Genomic DNA, 19,564 nt, shown 5'->3' on the forward strand with positions numbered 1-19,564 from the left:
TACTATGACAACGGTGCCATATGCGCGGCCCATCTTTATAATTTAATCGATTTAAATTCAACCGTCCGATTGCCGCATTCTCGCGAATTTGAACTTGGCGCCAAATGTGGGTCAGATATAGGGATAAGGCCGCGCGCGACGGCGGCCTGTCGGTTTTGTCGGGTTAACCGCTTATGCACACATGACATGTTCATCTTAAAGCCATATTGGAACAAACAATCTTGTTTCAAGTGATTTGCTCACAAAGTCTGAAACGGCTTTGTCAAAGGAGAATGACATGAAGAGGCTGCAGGATAAGGTCGCAATCATCACCGGCGCCGGATCGGGTTTCGGTTCAGGCATGGCGCACCGATTTGCAGCCGAAGGCGCGAAAGTCGTGCTTGCCGACGTCAATGTGAAGCGCGTGGAAGATGAGCTGGCGCATATCGGCAAGAATGCGCTGTCCGTGCAGGCGGACGTGTCGCGCAAAGACGATGTCGAACGCGTGGCGCGCGCGGCCTTTGAGGCTTTCGGGCGCATCGACATCATGGTCAACAATGCCGGTTTCACCCATCGCAACATGCCGCTGACCGAGGTGGACGAGCACAATTTCGATCTCATCAATGCCGTCAATATGAAGGCGCTTTATTATTCGACGCAGATCGTCGTGCCGATCATGGAGCATCAGGGCGGCGGCGTCATCATCAACACCGCTTCTGCGACCGCGTTGCGTCCACGCAAGGGGCTGGTCTGGTATAGCGCATCCAAGGGCTGGATTATCAGCGCCACCAAGGCGATGGCGCTGGAGCTGGCCGAGAAGAACATTCGCGTCAACTGCATCTGCCCGGCGGAAAGCGATAGCGAAGCGCTGAAGCTGTTTCTGGAAGACGATACGCCGGACGCGCGTCAGGCCCTGAAAGCGACGATCCCGCTTGATCGGTTTTCGACGCCGGACGATGTGGCCGAAGCCGCCCTTTGGCTGGCATCCGACGCCGCCTCGATGGTGACGGGGACGGCGCTCAGTGTCGACGGCGGCTATTCCATTTAGCAACCTGCTTCGGCGAGGAAGTCATCGTAAATTGCTTCCAGCCGCTTGTGGCGTTCGGCAGCCATACGCCTTCCGGTTTCCGTCCTGAAACCGGAAGCAAGCTTGAACAGCTTTGTGCGGAAATGATCGAGCGCATAGGCTTTGTCGTCAAGCGCGCGGTCGTCAGCGCGCGGGTCACGCCAGTCATAAAGGGCGCTTCCCATACGGCCTGCAATATAGAAGCAGCGTGCTGCGCCGATCACGCCAATTGCGTCGAGCCTGTCTGCATCCTGCAAGGTCTGCGCCTCGATGGTCACGGGCTCGATATAGGCGGAAAAACTGTGCGCTTCAACCGCATGGGCGACGCGACCGACGCGCTCTTCGTTCCAGCCGAGGCTGCGCAGCAGTGCGGAAGCCTTGTCGGCTGCAAGCCGCGAAGCCTTGTGCCGGTCGGGTGAATTTTTCTCCACACTCACGCAATCATGCAGAATTGCCGCCGCGCAGAGAATTTCGGCGTCGCCGCCTTCGGTACTGTGAATGGCCGAGGCATTCTTCCAGACGCGGGCGAGGTGGGACAGATCGTGCGATCCGTCCTCACCATGTTCCAGCGCATGCGGCAGAAGTTCAGCAGCAAGCGTTTCGAAGGGCGCGAAGATATGGTCTGTCATTCAATGTCCCAAGAATCATGGAAGTGATGGAGTGACAGCCAGTATCCCTTGGTTGCGTCAGTTCTGTGAAGCGCGTCGCAGCACGATCCAGTTATAAAGCGCGCCGAAGGCCATCATCAGGCAGGTGCCGAGAAACACGGCGCGCATGCCGAAATGACCGCCGACAAAGCCGCCCGCCACCGGGCCTGCGACCTGACCGACATATTGCGCCGAGACCGAATAGCCGAGGATGCCGCCAGCAACCCGGTCGGGCACATTATGCCGGATAACGCTGGTGATGCAGGGCAGGAGACCGCCCAGCGCCAGCCCCATCAGGAAGCGCAGGCCGATCAGTTGCCAGGCTTGCGTGACGAAAGCCTGCGGGATCAGCAACAATGCGGAAACCGCCAGCGCGCCGATGATGACATATCTGTGCCCGACGCGGTCGGCCAGACGCCCGAGGCGCGACGAAGACAGGATGCTGCCCAGCGCCGCCGCAGCCATCACAACGCCGGAGATCAGCGTGACCTTGGTCTGGTCGTCCATCAGTTGCATGACATAGACAGTGATGATCGGCTCAATCGACATATTGGCGAAGAGCAGCAGCACGCCCGTCACCAGCATGGCCAGAACCGGCTTTCTGTCGGGGATAGCCGCCCAGATGGATTCCGCCTTCTGTTCCTTGGTCGGTTTCGGCGGCTTGCGCTCTTCGCGGATCAGGAAAGTCGTGGCGAGGAAAGTCAGGAAGATCACGCCGCCCGCCAGCCAGAAAGTGGCGCGAATGCCGATCAATGGCGGCAATGCGCCTCCGAGCAGCGGCCCGGCCAGATTGCCCGCCATGATGCCCGCCGAAAGCGCCCCCAGCGCCCAGCCGGTCTTGTCCTTTGGGGTCTGCGTGGCGACGAGGATCATCGAGCCGGAGGAGTAGCCGCCCGCAATACCGACGAACAGTCGCAGCGCGACCAGCTGCCAGACGCTTGTCACCATGCCGATCAGCGACATGGCGATGGCCATGCCGAGACTGGCGCGGATCAGCATCAGCTTGCGACCATAACGGTCGCCAAGCTTGCCCCAAAGCGGCGCGACGAAGGCTGCGGCGAGAAAGGTGGCGCCATAGGCGATGCCGGACCACTGCACGATGGCAGCATGATCGGAGACGCCCAATTGTTCCACATAAAGCGGCAGGAAAGGAAGCAGGAGCGACATGGCGATCAGCGTGGTGAACGAACCGATCAGGCAAATGAGGAGGTTCTGTTTCCAGTAGCGCTCGTGGTTTTCCTCAGCCTGTTTCGGGCCAGCGGTGCCGTCTAAAGCGACAGCGTCCCTGGCGGCAGCTTGGGTCGTGCTCATGTCATGTCCTGCGAATGAAATGCGGATGCGGGAATGGGATTGTCTTGTATGCCATTTTGGGATACCAAAACGGTATACATGCATGCGCCTGTTGCTTCGCCTTGTCAACTCCCGTCAGGAGCAAGGCATTGACGGCGTGGTGAACTAGAGCATTTCCAGCAAAAGTGCGTAGCGGTTTTGCGTCGGATAATGCGTGAAAACAAATAGATAGAGCGGTTCCACGATTCCGTTTTAACCGGAACCGCTCTAGGAGACCGGTCGGCAATGTCACAGATGCAAGAAGTGGAAACGCAGCTTCGCGACATGATACTGGGGCTTGAGCTTGGGCCGGGCGAACGCCTGACCGAGCGATGGGTGGAGGCGCAGTTTGCCGCTTCGCGCACGCCGATCCGCGCAGCGCTGTTACGGCTGGAAGCGGAAGGGCTTGTGTGTCGTGAAGGGCGCGGCTGGACGGTTTCGCCGATCAATCTTGCTGAAATCGAGCAGATCGGCGTCTATCGCGAGGCGCTGGAGGTGGCGGCTATCCGGTTGACTGCGGCGCTTGATGATCGCAGCGGCGTCGAGCCGATTGGCGCGATGCTGGACAGTTGCGATGCCGAAACCTCGCGGGAGGAATGGCATCGGGTCGGCATGGATTTTCATATCGAACTGGCGCGGCTGTCGGGCAATGAGTTTCTAAGCCGTGGCGTGCGGGATGCGATGCAGCGCCTGTCGCGGGCGCGCTGGCTGGAAGTGCGCGATGAAGCAGCACTTGCCCGCGCCTGGCGCGAACATCACGCGATCCTTGATGCGGTGCGCGATGGCGATGCGGACGAGGCGGCAAGGCTGTTAAGCGCCCATCTGGGCGGTAGCCGCGACCGTCTCGTCAGCAGTTTGCATGAAGACCGTCGCGGCCTGAAGGCCCGCGGCTTTGCGGTCATCAGCGCTTAAATTAGCGCCACTCCGGCAGCTTGTGTCTGCCGCGCGGGAGGTGGGAGGTGCGCCCTTCCATGAGGCCAAGGTCGCGCAGCAGATAGTCGGGCGAGTGTTCGCTGACGACATAGGTCGCTGGTCTGCGCTGAAACAGGCGGCTGAAAAGGCGATACCAGCCAGAGGCTGCTTTGTCGGTAGGGCCAGACGCAGCGCAGGCCCCTGCAAGGGCTGGTGCATTCATCTCGATATTTTGCATGGTTCCGGCTTTGCTTCTGTGAACTGTGGGAGGCGGCTCAGTTAAACTGTGCCTATAGATATGGCCGGAAAAGCTGTTGTTTTCCAATTGAACGTCGATTACCATACATAAGGAGAACTTATGTATCATGGTGTCATCGCTTCCCCCTTTATCCGCCATTCGCGTCTTTGAATCCGCGTCCCGCCACGCGAGCTTTACCAAGGCTGCGGAAGAGCTTGGCATGACGCAGGCCGCCGTCAGCTATCAGATCAAGATGCTGGAGGAGCGCGTTGGAGCGCCTCTGTTTCTGCGCATGCCGAGACAAGTGAAGCTGACCGAGCTTGGCGAGCGATTGGCACCGTCCATCACCGAAGCTTTTGAAACAATGCGCACGGCTTTCGCCGCGTTGCGGGAGGATGCGGAAGGCGTTCTCACGATCAGCGTGGTCGCCACTTTCGCAGCCAATTGGCTGGTTCAGCGCCTCGGCTCTTTCCAGATGGAGCACCCGCTTCTGGCGGTGCGGCTCGATACCAATGACCGGCTGATCGATTTCACGCAGAGCGAGGTCGATCTGGCGATCCGCACCGGCACGGGCAACTGGCCGGGATTGGTTAGTCATGAGCTGATCAAGGCGCAGTTCACACCCATGTTGAGCCCGAAGCTTGCAGCGAGCATTGGCGGGGTGCGCGAGCCCGCCGACCTGTTGCGCCTGCCAGCCATCGACGCCAGCGATCCGTGGTGGCGGCTGTGGTTTGAAGCCGCTGGCGTTCCCGATCCGCAACTGCGCGGCAACACGCAGAACCGGCTGGGTGCGCAGCATCTGGAAGGGCGGGCGGCCACGGCGGGCCTTGGCATGGGCATCCTCCCCCCTGCCTTTCACACGGCGGAAGTCGCGGCGGGTCTGCTGATCCAGCCCTTCGACCTTCTCTGCGACGATGGCCGTTCCTATTGGCTGGTCTATCCGGAATCCCGCCGCAACGTGCCGAAAATCCGGGCTTTTCGGGCATGGATCCTGGGAGAACTTGGAAAATAATGTCTATGGGCAAAGATTTTTTTCACCCGCATGTCACATTCAGCCTTGCTCGCTCGTCATGTCTTTCGAACCACCAAATCAAACCCGAAAGGAACGAGACCATGACTGCCACGCTGAACCCATTCAATGTTGCTCCTGCCCTGATGAAGTCCTGGATGACCACCTCGCAGGCCGTCGCTTCCAGCTTGGAGCCGAGCCTGATCGAACTGGTCAAAATCCGCTCGTCGCAGATCAATGCCTGCGCAAACTGCATCAACATGCATACGATTGAAGCCCGCTCGCTGGGCGAAACCGAACAGCGCATTTATTTGCTCTCGGCCTGGCAGGAAGCGCCATGCTATTCCGAGCGGGAACGTGCGGCTCTGGGCTGGGTGGATGCGCTGACGCGTCTCTCGCAGGGCCATGATCTTGCCGAGGCGCGCAGGGCCTTGCAGGCGCAGTTTACGGAGGGGGAACAGGTGAATCTCACGCTGATGATCAACATTATCAATGGCTGGAACCGCATGGCCGTCGGCTTCGGCCTCTGGTTCGATCCGGCGGCTGCAAAAGCCACCGCCCAGAAGACTGCCGCCGAGGCTGTCGCCTGATGACGGGGAGGCTGGCGCATGACGACGCGGCGGAGATTTTCGATCCGCTGCGTCCGAAACTGATCCGCGTCGCCTATCGGATGCTCGGCTCTGTCGCCGATGCGGAAGATATGGTGCAGGAGGCGTTCATCCGCTGGATGAACGCCGACCGCAGTGCGGTGCGCGAACCGGAAGCGTTCCTGCGGCGGACGGTGACGCGGCTTTGTCTCGACCGGCTGAAATCCGGCCAAAGGCAGCGCGAAACCTATCTCGGCCCGTGGATTCCAGACCCGGTGGTCGAGGAGGAAGAGGAAGACGACGATGTTACCTTGCCGCTGATGCTGGCGCTGGAGCGGCTTTCACCGCTGGAGCGCGCGGCCTTTCTGCTGCACGATGTCTTCGGTCTCGACTTCGACGAAATAGCGAAGACAATCCAGCGCGATGCGGCGGCCTGTCGACAGCTTGCGACCCGTGCACGCAAACATGTTCGCGAGGAGCGCCCGCGTTTTCAGGTCGATAAGCAGCGCGGGCTCGAACTGGCGCAGGCTTTCTTCACGGCTTCACGCAGCGGCGATATGAATGCGCTCGGCACCATGCTGGCCGCCGATGTGCAGATGCATGCGGATGGCGGCGGAAAACGCCCGGCCTTCCCGAAGCCGATTTTCGGTTTTACCGATGTCATGGAAATTCACGAGAAGCTCGCCGGCTATTTCAGGGCCAACGGTTCGAAGCTCTTGCGCACCACCTTTATCAATGGCCTGCCAGGCTTCATCTCGCTTGAATCGGATGGCCAGATCCAGACCACGGCGCTCGATATTGAAGACGGAAAGATTGCGGCGATCTATGTCGTCCGCAATCCCGACAAGCTGCAGCACCTGCAGTGAGCTGCGCTGTCGCTATCCAATCAGATAGCGGCAGAGACCGGCAGCGCCGATGCCGATGATCACGGTCGGCAGCATGGAAAAGCGCGTGGCGGCAAGAATGGTGATCGCCAGCGCCAGAAGATCGGCGGGCTTGTCGGAGACGAAATCCGGCGCGATGACCGATATCAGCACGCAACCGGGCGCGGCTTCCATAACAGCCGTGGCCCGTTTGCTGAGCGTGCGATTGCGTAGCAGCACATAACCGCCGATGCGGGTGAGGTAGGTGACGCTGGCCATCAAAACGATGGTGAGAACGGCTAACGGATCGATCATTCTTCACCTGCCAGAAGATAGGCGGCAACGAGGCCGGACAATGCGCCGGCGGCGACATACCATGCGCCGGGAATGGTGAGATAGGTCACGGCGGCGACGACAAGGCTGACCAGCCACGGGCGCGCTGCGCTAAAGCCCTTCCACATGCCCGCCAGCAGCACCAGAAACACCGCCGGAAACGCCATGTCGAAACCGTAGGGGCGCAAATCGCCCATCATCGGGCCGAAAGCCGCGCCGAGCGTGGTGAACACCACCCAAGCGATGTAGAACGGGATGGCGACGCCCGCATAGAATTTGAGGCTGAGAGCGGGATTGACGCCCTTCGCCTGACGGCGCTTTGCATCAGCGAGGCCGAGCGCCCAGCTTTCATCACACATCAGAAACAGGCTGGCGAAAGCCTTGCGCTTCGGCAGATGGCGGATGAAGGGCGCAAGGGCCGCGCCCATCAGCAGATGGCGGCTGTTGACCAGAAGCGTGATCGCGGCAATGAGTAAAATATGCGGCGGCGAAGTCCAGAGCTGGATGGCCGCAAATTCCGAACCGCCCGCGAAATTCAGGCCAGTCATCAGCGGCACTTCAATGATGCTGAGACCCTTCTGTGCAGCCTGCGCGCCCAGAACCAGAGCATAGGGAATAATGCCTAGCAAAACCGGCAGTCCGGCGGCTGCACCCCGCCAGAATTCTGATCTGTGGCCGGATTTGCTTTGTTGAGGCACATAGGCCTGTGAAATATCCATAAAATTCCTGTTGGCGGGTCTAGTGGATTGAATTTGACGTTTGAATCCCGGCTGACACATATGCTGTTTCAAACGTCAAATTCGAAAAATCCACTAGATACATATATTTGCTAGTGGTCTTTTTGATTCCAACATTTGCTCAGTGCTTGAACCGAGGGATGCAAATGTTGGAATCAGACCACTTGCGGCTGCCCCTTGTCTGTTGCTCCAGCTTGAGCTTGCTTGAGCGCGAACGGCAATATAGCCAATATCATGCGCAATCGGGTTGCAAAAATTGGCCAATTGCAACAATATTTGGCAGCTAATGCTAATGATTTTGGCAAAAATGGAATTGGTGGCCAATGAAGCTGGATGAGATCGACAAACGGATTCTGCGCGTGCTGCAACGCGACGGGCGCATCGCCAATAATGATCTGGCGCGGGAGGTCGGGCTGTCGCCGTCGCCCTGTCTCAGGCGGGTGAAGCTTCTGGAAGAGGCGGGCGGGATCGACCGCTATGTCGCGGTGCTTAATCCGGCCAAGATCGGCAAGGGGCTGACATTCTTTACCCGTATCCGGCTGGACAGACAGGATGAGGAGACGCTTCAAGAATTTGCGCGTGCGGTCTTGAAGCTGCCGCAGGTGCTCGAATGCTATTTCATGCTGGGCGATTACGATGCGATGATCCGCGTGGTCGCGGCTGATATTGAGGAATATCGGCGGTTTCAGTCGGAATATCTAAGCCGCATCAAGGGTGTGCAGAACCTCAAGACGGATGTGCCCAGCCAGACCGTCAAGCAGACTTCTGCCATGCCGCTTTAGAGCGGTTCCCCGCTCTAAGACTATGTTTTTACGCATTTCCGGACGCATCGAAGCAGGATCAGAAATCAGTCCAGTGGACTGATTTCCCTGCGTAGACGCCTCGCACTTTTGCTGGAGATGCTCGAGGCCGGCCCTTCTCACTTCAAATAGGCGCGAACCACATCCACAAGTTCACCAGCGCCTTCGTCGCGCTCCTTCTGCGGCAGGTCGCCATCGGCGACGTGCATCAGAATATGATCCTCGATCACCTCCGCCATCAGCCCGTTCACCGCGCCGCGCACACCGGCAATTACCTGCATGACCTCCGCACAGCCCTTTTCCTCCTCAAGCATCCGCTCCACACCCTCAAGCTGTCCGCGAATACGGCGCACACGGTTGATGAGCTTTTGCTTTTCGCGGATGGTGTGGGTCATGGCGGCTCCTGAAGGTTCGGTCGGTCAGGCGGGGCGGGCTTCCACCTCCACCGTCACATGCGACAAATCGTGGATCGCTGCAAGCTTGTTGCGGTAATAGGACGGCGCCTTTGGCGTGGCCGTGACAATCGACACGATGGCGCCATGATGTCCCGGTCCCAGCTGCCAGACATGCAGGTCGGCGATTTCGCCGCCTTCCTTCTCGATGATTTCGCTGATCTCTTCGGGCAAATCCTCACCCTCGGGGATGTAATCGAGAAGGGTCGCGCCCGCATCGCGAATGAGGCCCCACGACCAGCGCGCAATCACCACTGCGCCGACAATGCCAATGGCCGGGTCCAGCCATAGCCAGCCATAAAGACTGCCGAAAAGGAGCGCGGCAATTGCCAGTACCGAGGTCAGCGCGTCGGCCAGCACGTGGACATAAGCGGCGCGCAGGTTCTGGTCGTGACCCTTTTCATGGTCATGCGCGTGTTCATGTCCGTGGTGGTGATGCGCGTGATCGTCCTTCAACAACCATGCGCAGACGAGATTGACCACCAGGCCGACGCAGGCGACCAGAATGGCTTCATGGAAATCGATAGCCACCGGGGCGCTGAAACGCTGGAAACTCTCCCAGCCGATCAGCAGCGCGATCAGGGCCAGAACGATGGCGCTGGCAAAGCCCGCCAGATCGCCGAGCTTGCCCGTCCCGAAGGTGAAGCGCGGATTGTTGGCGTGTTTGCGGGCATAGAGATAGGCGAGCGCTGCAATGAGCATCGCCGCCGCGTGGGTGGACATGTGCCAGCCATCGGCGACCAGCGCCATGGAGCCATAGAGATTTCCGGCAACAATCTCGATCACCATCATCGTGGCGGTAATGGCGATGACGATCCAGGTCCGCCGTTCGTTGCGCTGGTGGTTTTCCCCCAGAAACACATGCTCGTGCCGCGCTTCGAGCTGACGCGGGTGCGAATGAGGGTGCTGCTCGTGTCGATGATGCGTGCTCATGTCGCCGTCTCCTAATAAAATAGGGGGGTATACTATTTTTGGCGTTTCGACAAGCGGCAGAATCGCAAGCAGCGAGCGGTGCCACTTAATCTCGATCAGTTCGCGAAGCTTTGTGACACATGAAAGAACGCCGAAAATCCTCCTCTTTGGAGGTAGGTGCTACGCCTGTTTATCGAGGATTTCGTCCGTTTTGCCGGAATATTCGGCGGGGAATGATCAGCTAAGATCAGAACCGTAGTCTTGGGGCAAAGTGATCGAAACGACGAATTTCCGGCAAAAGCGCGCGGCGTTTCATGCGGGTGGCGCGTCGTCACAGACAGATGGAGCGGAGGGATTTATGTCGATAGAAAAACAAAACAGACATTCACCACGCAACCGAGCGCGACGCCATTTTCTGGGGGTGGCAAGCGCTGCCGCCGCAAGGGCTGCCGCAATTGGCGCTCTGGCGTCGTCGCTCACAACGCCTGCCCGCGCCTTGGGGACCAAGTGGTGGGAGGATGCGGGTAGCGGCGATAGCGGCGGCACCAATTGCCTTTTGAAAGGCACGCTGGTTGAAACAATGAGCGGGCCCGTTGCCGTGGAAAACCTCGGCGTCGGCGACCTTGTCGTGACCGCCAATTGCAAGGTCGTGCCGGTGAAATGGGTCGGCTGGCAACGCTACAGAAAGGGCGGCGCGGAATGGGGCGAGGATGTGATGCCGATCCGTATCGCACGTCACGCGCTGGATCGCATGACGCCGCGTCGCGATCTTTACCTATCGCCCAATCATGCGCTTTTCATCGACGGTGTTTTGATCCGCGCCAAGGATCTCGTCAACGGGCGTTCCATTACCGGCGTGGCGATGGACCAATCCATCGATTACTACAATGTTCTGCTCGACAGCCATGAAGCAATATTCGCCGAAGGGGCTGCGGTTGAAACCTATCTGCTGCTTGGCGACAGCTATAAGAGCTTCCTGAATTTTGCCGAGTATGAGCAGCTTTATGCAGACGAACCGAATATTGTCATGCGGCCCTTCGCGCCGATCATGGGCTATGAGGGCGGACGCGAACATATGCGCGCCTTGTTGTGTTTGAGCCGCATGTTGCCGATGCGCGATGTGGTGGAGGAAACCTATCAGCGTCTGGCTTTGAGGGCCGGGGAGCAAATAATGTAAGGGGAGCGGCCTGCAAGAATGCAGGTCGAAGAAAGGCGAGGCGCTCATTGGCGCCTCGCCTTCATTTCATATCCGATCCATCAGCGCGTACCATGACAGCGCGAGGAAGAGGAGCGGTGCGCGGAATGTGCGCCCGCCGGGGAAGGGGGGAATGCGCAGTTCTTCAAACAGTTTGAGCTTGTCGCGCTTGCCGGAAATGCTGTCGGCATAAAGCTTGCCCATGAAATTCGCCAGCATTACGCCATGGCCTGAATAACCGCCTGCCGAAATGACGCCCGGCATCACTTCGCGGACAAAAGGCTGGCGCGGCATGGTTATGCCGACGGAGCCGCCCCAGGCATGGGTGATCTCGACATTGGCAAGAGCGGGATAGATTTCCGCGATCTGGCGGCGGATATGCGTGCTGATCTCACGCGGATTGTCGGCTGTATAGGCTTCGCGGCCGCCAAACAGCAATCGCCCATCTTTCGACCGGCGGAAATAGCGGACCACAAAACGGGAGTCGTCGACGGACTCCCCGCCCGGTATGACCGGGCTGTCGTCGCCGAGCGGCACGGTCGCGCCGATGAAAGAGCGGATCGGCATGACATGCGATGCGCTGATCGGTTCCAGCGTGCCGCCATAGGCATTGACCGCGATGAAGGCGTTTTTCGCGACAATCGTGCCGCGTGTCGTCGCGACTTCCACGCGCCCGCTGGCAGTGCTGATCCCTGTCGCTTTGGTGTTTTCATAAAGCTTCGCGCCAGCCGCTTTTGCCGCCTTGGCCGTGCCGATGAGCAGTTTCAGCGGGTGTATGTGGCCGGTTCCCGCATCGTAGACACCGCCGTGATAACGGCTGGACCCCAGCAGGGCCGCGGTCTCGTCGCGCCCGATGAAACGCATATGCGGATAATTGAAGCGGCTTTGCATCAGCTCCGCGTGGCGCTCATATTGCTTGAGATAGCGTGGCTTGTGCACGACGGAGATTTGTCCGGGCATATAGTCCATGTCGATCTGGTGCTCGCTCGCAAAAGCCAGCAGATAGGCTTTCGCTTCTTCGGCCACGTCGAACAGGGCCTTGGCGCGCTCATAGCCATATTCGGCTTCGAGGTCTTCCGCCCATGTGCGCTGGCCGGTGTTGAACTGGCCGCCATTGCGCCCCGATGCGCCATCGCCGAAGCGCTCGGCCTCGATCAAAACCACATCCGCGCCCTGTTTCGCCAGATGGTAGGCAGCGGACAGTCCCGTATAGCCGCCGCCGATGATGACGACATCGGCCTGCCGCGAACCGTCAAGTTCGGGATATTCAGGCCGCTCCGGCACACTCGCCTCATACCACGAGAGGCCGGGGGAGATTGGGGATTGGTAGGGCATCGGCGTCTCCGCGGTGGAAGAGGGCAGTGAGGCAATAAGGCAGTAGGGGAGTATGTTTTACTCAGAAAGCTTTCTGATTAAAAAGCGCAGAAGTTTTCCGACACTTTCACTCGCAGCCATCATCGGATCAATTGCTTCTTTTTGGATATAGCCTAGCTGCTCGGCGATAAGCAGGTGCGTTTCCAGTTCTTTCAGGGAACCCTGAGCAATGCGCAGAAACTGCTGGTAAGAGCCGCGATTTTCACGCCCGAAGCCTTCGGCGATATTGGCGGGTACAGAAACGGCGGCCCGGCGAGCTTGACTTGTCAGCCCATAGATTTCTTCTTTGGGCCAACTATTGGTCAGCTGGTAAATTGAAGTTACCAATTCCATGGCTTGCTGCCACACGAGCAGATCACGGTATGAATTGACTGCCATGATCCCCCATGTATCTTTTCCCTACTGCCCTACTGCCCTACTGCCCTACTGCCCTACTGCCCTACTGCCCTACTGCCCTACTGCCCTACTGCCCTACTGCCCTACTGCCCTACTCCCCTAAACTACACATTGAGCAACAGGAACTCGCGCTCCCACGGGCTGATGACTTCCATGAAGGTTTCGAACTCGGCGCGCTTGATGGCGGCATAGGTCGTGACGAAGGAGCTGCCGATGAGGTTGCGCAGTTCGGTGTCTTGCTCGAACAGTTCCACAGCATCGATCAGGCCGCGCGGCAGCTCCACTTCCTTGGTGTTGACGCTGGTCGTTGCAGGCTGTTCCGCCTCGATCTTGTTGACGAGGCCGATTAGGCCGCAGGCAAGCGAAGCCGCCAGCGCCAGATAGGGGTTGGCATCGGAGGAGGGGATGCGGTTTTCCACACGGCGCGCATTGGGGTCAGAGCGTGGCACGCGGAAGGCCGTGGTGCGGTTGTCGTAGCCCCATTTGACGTTCACCGGCGCGGAGGCATCCGGCGTCAGGCGACGATAGGAATTCACATAGGGCGCGAACATCACCAGCGCATTCGGCACATGGCGCTGCATACCGCCGATGAAGTGGCGGAAAGCCTCGCTTTCGCTGCCATCTTCATTGGTGAAAATGTTGCGGCCCGTCTTCTTGTCGACGATCGACTGGTGGATATGCATGGCCGAACCCGGCTGGCCCTGAATGGGCTTCGCCATGAAGGTGGCATACATATCGTGTTTGAGCGCCGCCTCGCGGATCGTGCGCTTGAACATGAAAACCTGATCGGCCAGTTCAACCGGGTCGCCATGGCGCAGGTTGATTTCCAGCTGACCGGCGCCTTCCTCGTGGATCAGCGTGTCGATCTCCAGACCCTGACCTTCGGAGAAATGGTAGATATCGTCGATCAGTTCATCGAACTCGTTGACGCCCGCAATCGAATAGCCCTGTCCGCCGCCAATGGCGCGGCCCGAACGCCCGACCGGCGGCGTCAGCGGATAATCCGGATCGGGATTTTTGCGCACCAGATAGAATTCGATTTCCGGCGCCACTACCGGTTTCAGGCCGCGCTTGTTGTAAGCGGCAACGACGTTGCGCAGCACGTTGCGCGGGGTGAATTCAACGGCGCGTCCGTCCTGATAGACCAGATCGCAGATCACCTGCGCTGTCGGGTCGCTTTCCCACGGAACAGCCGACAGGGTGGAAAGGTCAGGCAGCAATCTCAGGTCGCCATCGTCTTCCGGATAATGGAAGCCGTAGCCGTCTTCCGGATAGTCGCCGGAAATCGTCGTCATGAAGACGGCGGACGGCAGAGCTAGCGACGTGTTGGACGTGAATTTCTTGGACGGCATCATCTTGCCGCGCGCGACCCCCGCCTGATCGGGGGTGATGCATTCGATGTCTTCGATATCCCGCCAGGCCAGCCATTCGGTTGCCTGCTTCCAGTTCTTCACTCCACGCAGGGATTTGACATAGGCAGGCGTACGGCGACGCGGCGCACGCGTAACCTTCTTTTCCGTCGTATCAGCAGACATCCATCACCAGAAAATGATTTCGATATGTGCATGATAGCTGCGTCGGCTGGCGTTGACAAATGGGCCAGCAGGCTTTTTTGGGAGCCGGAAAACAGGTGCGGCTGACGGCGGCTCTGCAGTCTCAAAGGCCGAACCGGGCCTTTAATTTTCGAAAATGCTCTTTGATATCGTCTGCGAGAAGGCCGTCCAGTTCCCGAATGTGACTTAGAGCGTGCAGGCCGATCTGCTTGATCTCCTCCATGGTCAGGCCGCTTGCTTTCAGGGCTGCAAGCCCTTTGAGCAAGGCGCCGATTCTCTCGCCCGCAAGGCTGCTCGCCGCATTGACGGCCCAGCTGAGCAAGCCGCCTTCAGTGCTGCGGGCCATGACGTCATTGGCGTTGGCCAGTTCTTCCGCGCCGGGAATTTTGTCGAACAGGCGGGCGGCAAGATCGGGCCTTTCGTGCTGAACGACGGAGAACATAATCCCTGCAACGCGTTCGGCAACCGCAGGGTCGATGCCGCTCTTCGAGGCGACACTGTCAATGAGGGATTGAACGGTCATGCTATCCTGCGTGATCATGGCTTTGTTGAATGCGCAGGATGATCGGGATCGTTGCGGCTTTCTACGGTCAGAAAAGACAGGATCGTGCGGTGATCCGGCGACCGGGTTTGTGTGTCTGCGAGGAGCGTGCGGGGAGGATGTTCATGCGCCACCCCGCAGACAGTCGACGACAAGAATGGTTTGGGTCAATTTGTTCTTAAAGTCTCGGGTCGCGCGGAAAGCATATTTCTCGATTAATAATGCATATGGGAAGTTTGAAATCTGTAGAATCCGTATTTGATACTTGCCTTGCTTCAAGGGCATTGCCGCTCGCATCTTTGACAAAAGAATATTTTGAGCCGAATGCCAGTGTTATCAGCACAGTTGCCAGAAATATGAGGAGAGAATTCATAGGACTATCCTTATGTCTCTTGAGGGTACGGGCACGCTCGTACTATGAATAAAAGCCCCTGCGAGGGCTTTTCAGGGGACTGGCGTTTAAGAAACCCAGCATTTGAGATGGAGGAATCCATTCTCATAAAAGCAAATTAAATCGTTGATAAGGCCCCGCGTTTGTTGATTTCGACCAGCCTCTGCAACCATTTCACTGGCTATGGAATAGTTTACACCTGTAATTAAAGCGCTTGAAACAATTGAGAGAATGAAGATATACTTACGCATATATTTCTCCTTTTCAATTTTATCTGCACTTTATTGAAATCATAAATTTTATATTGTTACGATATCCAATATCGAATTAAATTTATATTCACAATTATTGTGATTTTAAAAATTACGGTGTTTTCTGAAATTAACGCTTACCCGTTGGCTGCAAAAGTTCGCCTCCGACCAGAAAAAACTCCGGCTGGAGGGACAGCCGGGGGACGGAGTGAAGACGAAGAAGGCATTGAGTGAGGGTGGTCAGGGCCTTTTGAAAGCAATGACCGGGATGGGTTTTCTGCCGTCGCCACCGGCAAAGTGAATAAGCATGGTGGCGACGGCGATTGTCGGGATCGTCATCATTTGTCGTGGGTGACGATGACCGGGATCAGTAGATCACCCCAGTTGCCGTCGCCGTTCCCGTGGTGCCGAAGGCACACAAAATGAAAGAACATGGTGGCGACGGCGGCGGCGAGGATCGTCATCATTTGTCGTGGGTGACGATGACCGGGATCAGTAGATCACCCCAGTTGCCGTCGCCGCCATGATGCCGGGCGGAGCGGACCAGTTCCACCGAGACGCCTGCCTCGACCGCCTTCATGACGGTGTAATTGAGGCGATGCAGATCGTTGGCGAGCATGCGGATAACGGTCTGCTGATCCGTGGTCATGCTTGACGATTGTTCTTCTGCTCTTTCCTTGACGCGTGCTGGCGAGTTCATGGAACTGTTCCTCCTGTTTGGTGGCCGGGATTCCGCTTGTTTGCGCATTTCCGAACGCAAAACCGGTTCCCACTTTTGCTGGAAATGCTTTATTCAGCAGCTGGTCTGAACTGTGCTGTTTCAGTCGATTCCTTCATGGCGGTGGTCGAAGACTGCCCACCGGTGATTGCGAGCGACACGGCATCGAAATAGCCGGTGCCGACTTCGCGCTGGTGCTTGGTCGCGGTATAGCCGTTGGCTTCGGCTGCAAATTCTGCCTGTTGCAGTTCGGAATAGGCTGCCATCTGCCGGTCCTTGTAGCCGCGCGCCAGTTCGAACATGCCGAAGTTGAGCTGGTGGAAACCGGCCAGCGTGATGAACTGGAACTTGTAGCCCATCGCGCCCAGCTCACGCTGGAACTTGGCAATCGTGGCGTCGTCGAGGTTCTTCTTCCAGTTGAACGACGGCGAGCAGTTATAGGCGAGCTTCTTGCCCGGATGCGCCTTGTGTACGGCTTCCGCGAAGCGGCGGGCCTGTTCGAGATCGGGCTTGGACGTTTCCATCCAGATCAGATCGCAATAAGGCGCATAGGCAATCGCACGGGCGATACATGGCTCGATGCCGTTCTTCACCTGATAGAAGCCTTCCGCCGTGCGGCCCGCATCGTAATCGACAAAGGGCTGGTCGCGCTCGTCGATATCCGAGGTCAGAAGCTTGGCGGCTTCCGCATCCGTGCGGGCGATGACCAGCGTGGCCGTTCCCATCACGTCTGCCGCAAGGCGCGCCGCGTTGAGGTTGCGGATATGCGCTGCCGTCGGGATCAGAACCTTGCCGCCAAGATGGCCGCACTTCTTTTCCGAAGCGAGCTGGTCTTCATAATGTACGCCAGCCGCACCGGCCTCAATGAAGGCTTTCATGATTTCAAAGGCGTTCAGCGGGCCGCCAAAACCTGCTTCGGCGTCGGCAACGATCGGGGCAAACCAGGTGTCGACCGAAAGTCCCTTGCCTTCGGCGGTTTCGATCTGGTCGGCGCGCTGCAACGTCTTGTTGATGCGCTTGGCTAGTTCCGGGGCCGCATTGGCCGGATAAAGCGACTGGTCGGGATACATGGCCGATGCCGTATTGGCGTCCGCTGCAACCTGCCAGCCGGAGAGGTAGATCGCCTTCAAACCGGCGCGAACCATCTGCATGGCCTGATTGCCGGAAAGCGCGCCCAGCGCATTGACGAAATCTTCCTCATGGATCAGCTTCCACAGGCGGTTTGCGCCCATTTCAGCCAGCGAATACTTGATCTCCACCGAACCGCGCAGCCTTTTTACATCTTCGGCCGTATGCGCACGTTCGATACCGTCGAAACGACCCTTGGGCGCCGAAGGAATAAGGCTGTAAAAATCTGTCATTTCGGTGTCTCCTCATACTTATCACTGGTTTTCGAAGAGCGTTTGTCGCTGCTCTGTCTGTGACTGAATTTACATTCGCTATGGGGAGAGGGCCAGAAAAAGCAGCAAATGCGCCTGAAAATTGAAGTTAAGCTGTCGGATATTTGACGAAGGCACTCTGTAAATTTGTAAATATTGTCAAAGCCTGACTTTGCAGCTATTTTGTCATGAATTGTAAAACTCATCATTGCGGTTTTGGGAGGACCAAGTTGAGCGAACGCAAGATTTTTGCCGGCCCGCGCATCAGGCGTATTCGCAACGAGCGCTCCCTGACGCAGACGGCCATGGCCGAGGCGCTTGGCATTTCGCCGTCCTATCTCAACCTGATCGAGCGCAACCAGCGGCCTTTGACGGTGCAGCTCCTGTTGCGGCTCGCCAGTGTTTACAAGCTTGATCTCGATAGTCTGCAGGCCGAAAGTGGTGCGACGATCACCGGTTTGAAGGAAGTGTTTTCCGATCCGCTTCTGACTGGCGAATTGCCGGGCGATCAGGAACTGGTGGAAATCGGCGAAGCCGCGCCCAACGCCGCCGTCGGAATCATGAAGCTTTACCGCGCCTATCGCGAGCAGCAGCAACGCCTGTCCGACCTGTCGCAATTGCTGTCGCATGAGGGCAGAGCGGCGCAGCTTTCCGCCACCCGCCTGCCGCTGGATGAAGTGCGCGACGTGATGGCGCGGCGACCCAATCATTATCCGCGGATCGAGGAAGAGGCGGAGAGCTTTTTCGCGCTGCTGAAGCCGGATGGCGATCTGTCGGCAGCCTTGAAGGAATGGCTGCGGCGCGAGCACGGCATTACTGTACGCACGCTGCCGGTCGCGACCATGCCCAACTGGCGCAGGCGCTATGACCGCCATTCGCAGCGCCTGTTCATTTCCGAGCGTTTGTCGCCCTTCGATCAGTTGCAGGAAATCGCCATGGAAGCGGCGCTTATCCGCATGCAGGTGGTGATCGGCGCGGAGACGGAAGGGCTGAAACTGTCGTCCGGCGAAGCAAAACGTATCGCCCGGTTCGAGCTGGCGCGCTATGCCGCGCAGGCGCTGATGATGCCCTATCGCCAGTTTCGCGATGCGGCTGTGCGGATGCGTTATGATGTCGATGCATTGCGCTCGCGATTTGGCGTTTCGTTCCAGCAGGCGGCGAACCGGCTGACGACCTTGCAGCGGCAGGGCGCGAGCGCGCTGCCGTTTTTCGTGATGGAAATCGATCATGCCGGCAATCGGCTGCGGATTGCAGGCGCCGAGGGTTTTCCGACGCGCTTCGGCGGCCAGTGCCCCAAGCTCCCTGTCTATGCGGCCTTCGCTCAGGCGGGTCAGGTGCTGGTCGAGCCGATGGAACTGCCGGATGGCACCGCATTTCTGACCATTGCGCGCACGCTCGAAGGACCGCAGGGCGCATTCAACGAGCGCCCGCGCCGCACCGCGATCCTGTTGGCTTGTGCGCTGGAGGCGGGGGAGGAGACCGTTTACGGCGCTGCCATCGCAAAGGCGGGCAACACAGAGATTGGTCCGGCTTGTCGTCTGTGCGAGCGGCAAGGCTGTGTCACCCGCGCCGAGCCGCCTTTGACCCGCCCGCTGGGGCTGGATGAGATGGTGGCGGGGCTTTCTGCCTTCGATTTTCAGTAGAGGCGCGATATTTCGGCTGTGTAGTTCTTTATACGCACATCTTTCCGAAAACCGCTTCGCACTTTTCGGGATGTGCTTTGCCCTGCAAATGGCGTGGCTTTTCGCTTCCGGTGCTCACGTATGCTCCTTTTACGCAAGTCTTATCCGAAAAGTCTGCAACTTTTCGGGACTTTGCTTGAAGTACGCTCCGCTCCGGTTCTCAAGCCCCACCATTTTGGCTCAGCACAGTCGAAATCTCATCGCCCCTCGGGCAACGCTC

Annotated in this window: 22 protein-coding genes; 8 read left to right on the plus strand and 14 right to left on the minus strand. The window is 58.3% G+C overall.

Features of this window, described 5'->3' with window-relative positions:
• Window positions 1–277: 277 nt before the first annotated feature.
• Window positions 278–1,027 (plus strand): SDR family oxidoreductase, encoded by a 750-nt coding sequence (locus JAU75_RS09935; protein WP_199056369.1) that lies wholly within the window; start codon window positions 278–280, stop codon window positions 1,025–1,027.
• On the opposite strand, the gene JAU75_RS09940 is transcribed toward JAU75_RS09935, so the two are convergent.
• Both JAU75_RS09940 and JAU75_RS09945 read right to left on the minus strand, forming a co-directional pair.
• Window positions 1,024–1,674 (minus strand): HD domain-containing protein, encoded by a 651-nt coding sequence (locus JAU75_RS09940; RefSeq protein ID WP_199056370.1) that lies wholly within the window; start codon window positions 1,672–1,674, stop codon window positions 1,024–1,026. The genes JAU75_RS09935 and JAU75_RS09940 overlap by 4 nt on opposite strands.
• 57 nt (window positions 1,675–1,731) lie before the next feature.
• Entirely contained in the window at window positions 1,732–3,003 is a 1,272-nt protein-coding gene (locus JAU75_RS09945) for a multidrug efflux MFS transporter (RefSeq protein WP_199056371.1), read from the minus strand.
• Between the two features lie 264 nt (window positions 3,004–3,267).
• On the opposite strand from JAU75_RS09945, the gene JAU75_RS09950 reads away from it, so the two are divergent.
• Window positions 3,268–3,933, plus strand: a complete 666-nt coding sequence (locus JAU75_RS09950; RefSeq protein ID WP_199056372.1) for a GntR family transcriptional regulator — start codon at window positions 3,268–3,270, stop codon at window positions 3,931–3,933.
• Between the two features lies 1 nt (window position 3,934).
• On the opposite strand, the gene JAU75_RS09955 is transcribed toward JAU75_RS09950, so the two are convergent.
• Window positions 3,935–4,171: a hypothetical protein gene (locus JAU75_RS09955; protein ID WP_199056373.1), complete on the minus strand. Its 237-nt coding sequence runs from the start codon at window positions 4,169–4,171 to the stop codon at window positions 3,935–3,937.
• A 127-nt stretch (window positions 4,172–4,298) separates the two neighbouring features.
• Between JAU75_RS09955 and JAU75_RS09960 the strand changes: the two genes are divergently transcribed.
• From JAU75_RS09960 to JAU75_RS09970, 3 genes are all read left to right on the plus strand, one after another.
• Entirely contained in the window at window positions 4,299–5,183 is an 885-nt protein-coding gene (locus JAU75_RS09960; protein WP_199056374.1) for a LysR substrate-binding domain-containing protein, read from the plus strand.
• Between the two features lie 101 nt (window positions 5,184–5,284).
• Entirely contained in the window at window positions 5,285–5,770 is a 486-nt protein-coding gene (locus tag JAU75_RS09965) for a carboxymuconolactone decarboxylase family protein (protein ID WP_199056375.1), read from the plus strand.
• Window positions 5,770–6,633, plus strand: a complete 864-nt coding sequence (locus tag JAU75_RS09970; RefSeq protein WP_199056376.1) for a sigma-70 family RNA polymerase sigma factor — start codon at window positions 5,770–5,772, stop codon at window positions 6,631–6,633. The genes JAU75_RS09965 and JAU75_RS09970 overlap by 1 nt, the downstream gene beginning before the upstream one ends.
• Before the next feature lie 12 nt (window positions 6,634–6,645).
• Here the strand turns inward: JAU75_RS09970 and JAU75_RS09975 are convergent, their stop codons facing one another.
• Complete coding sequence (locus tag JAU75_RS09975) at window positions 6,646–6,945, minus strand: AzlD family protein (protein WP_199056377.1); 300 nt, start codon at window positions 6,943–6,945, stop codon at window positions 6,646–6,648.
• Window positions 6,942–7,682 carry an AzlC family ABC transporter permease gene (locus tag JAU75_RS09980; RefSeq protein ID WP_199056378.1) on the minus strand — a complete coding sequence of 247 codons (741 nt, stop codon included), beginning with the start codon at window positions 7,680–7,682 and terminating at the stop codon, window positions 6,942–6,944. The genes JAU75_RS09975 and JAU75_RS09980 overlap by 4 nt, the downstream gene beginning before the upstream one ends.
• Before the next feature lie 341 nt (window positions 7,683–8,023).
• Between JAU75_RS09980 and JAU75_RS09985 the strand changes: the two genes are divergently transcribed.
• Window positions 8,024–8,482, plus strand: coding sequence for an Lrp/AsnC family transcriptional regulator (locus JAU75_RS09985; protein WP_199056379.1), 459 nt, complete (start codon window positions 8,024–8,026; stop codon window positions 8,480–8,482).
• A 137-nt stretch (window positions 8,483–8,619) separates the two neighbouring features.
• Here the strand turns inward: JAU75_RS09985 and JAU75_RS09990 are convergent, their stop codons facing one another.
• Together JAU75_RS09990 and dmeF are read right to left on the minus strand one after the other, a co-directional pair.
• A complete protein-coding gene (locus JAU75_RS09990; RefSeq protein WP_199056380.1) occupies window positions 8,620–8,895 on the minus strand; it encodes a metal/formaldehyde-sensitive transcriptional repressor in 276 nt (91 codons plus the stop codon).
• Window positions 8,896–8,919: 24 nt separating this feature from the next.
• Window positions 8,920–9,885 (minus strand): CDF family Co(II)/Ni(II) efflux transporter DmeF, encoded by a 966-nt coding sequence (gene dmeF, locus JAU75_RS09995; RefSeq protein WP_199056381.1) that lies wholly within the window; start codon window positions 9,883–9,885, stop codon window positions 8,920–8,922.
• 337 nt (window positions 9,886–10,222) lie between these two features.
• Between dmeF and JAU75_RS10000 the strand changes: the two genes are divergently transcribed.
• Window positions 10,223–11,041, plus strand: coding sequence for a Hint domain-containing protein (locus tag JAU75_RS10000; protein ID WP_199056382.1), 819 nt, complete (start codon window positions 10,223–10,225; stop codon window positions 11,039–11,041).
• Window positions 11,042–11,107: 66 nt separating this feature from the next.
• Here the strand turns inward: JAU75_RS10000 and JAU75_RS10005 are convergent, their stop codons facing one another.
• The 7 genes from JAU75_RS10005 to aceA form a co-directional block, all read right to left on the minus strand.
• Window positions 11,108–12,394, minus strand: a complete 1,287-nt coding sequence (locus JAU75_RS10005) for an FAD-binding oxidoreductase (RefSeq protein ID WP_199056383.1) — start codon at window positions 12,392–12,394, stop codon at window positions 11,108–11,110.
• Between the two features lie 57 nt (window positions 12,395–12,451).
• Window positions 12,452–12,811, minus strand: coding sequence for a four helix bundle protein (locus tag JAU75_RS10010; protein ID WP_199056384.1), 360 nt, complete (start codon window positions 12,809–12,811; stop codon window positions 12,452–12,454).
• Between the two features lie 122 nt (window positions 12,812–12,933).
• Window positions 12,934–14,364, minus strand: a complete 1,431-nt coding sequence (locus JAU75_RS10015) for a glutamine synthetase family protein (RefSeq protein WP_199056385.1) — start codon at window positions 14,362–14,364, stop codon at window positions 12,934–12,936.
• A gap of 121 nt (window positions 14,365–14,485) precedes the next feature.
• Window positions 14,486–14,905 carry a DUF2267 domain-containing protein gene (locus tag JAU75_RS10020; protein ID WP_199056386.1) on the minus strand — a complete coding sequence of 140 codons (420 nt, stop codon included), beginning with the start codon at window positions 14,903–14,905 and terminating at the stop codon, window positions 14,486–14,488.
• A 998-nt stretch (window positions 14,906–15,903) separates the two neighbouring features.
• Window positions 15,904–16,029: a hypothetical protein gene (locus JAU75_RS24245; RefSeq protein WP_371836149.1), complete on the minus strand. Its 126-nt coding sequence runs from the start codon at window positions 16,027–16,029 to the stop codon at window positions 15,904–15,906.
• Entirely contained in the window at window positions 16,029–16,265 is a 237-nt protein-coding gene (locus JAU75_RS10025; RefSeq protein WP_010659117.1) for a hypothetical protein, read from the minus strand. The genes JAU75_RS24245 and JAU75_RS10025 overlap by 1 nt, the downstream gene beginning before the upstream one ends.
• An 89-nt stretch (window positions 16,266–16,354) precedes the next feature.
• Window positions 16,355–17,644 (minus strand): isocitrate lyase, encoded by a 1,290-nt coding sequence (gene aceA / locus JAU75_RS10030; RefSeq protein WP_078339792.1) that lies wholly within the window; start codon window positions 17,642–17,644, stop codon window positions 16,355–16,357.
• Between the two features lie 248 nt (window positions 17,645–17,892).
• On the opposite strand from aceA, the gene JAU75_RS10035 reads away from it, so the two are divergent.
• Window positions 17,893–19,305: a helix-turn-helix domain-containing protein gene (locus JAU75_RS10035; protein ID WP_199056387.1), complete on the plus strand. Its 1,413-nt coding sequence runs from the start codon at window positions 17,893–17,895 to the stop codon at window positions 19,303–19,305.
• Window positions 19,306–19,564: the final 259 nt, after the last annotated feature.

It is taken from the genome of Ochrobactrum sp. Q0168 (assembly GCF_016427605.1).
Lineage (GTDB): Bacteria > Pseudomonadota > Alphaproteobacteria > Rhizobiales > Rhizobiaceae > Brucella.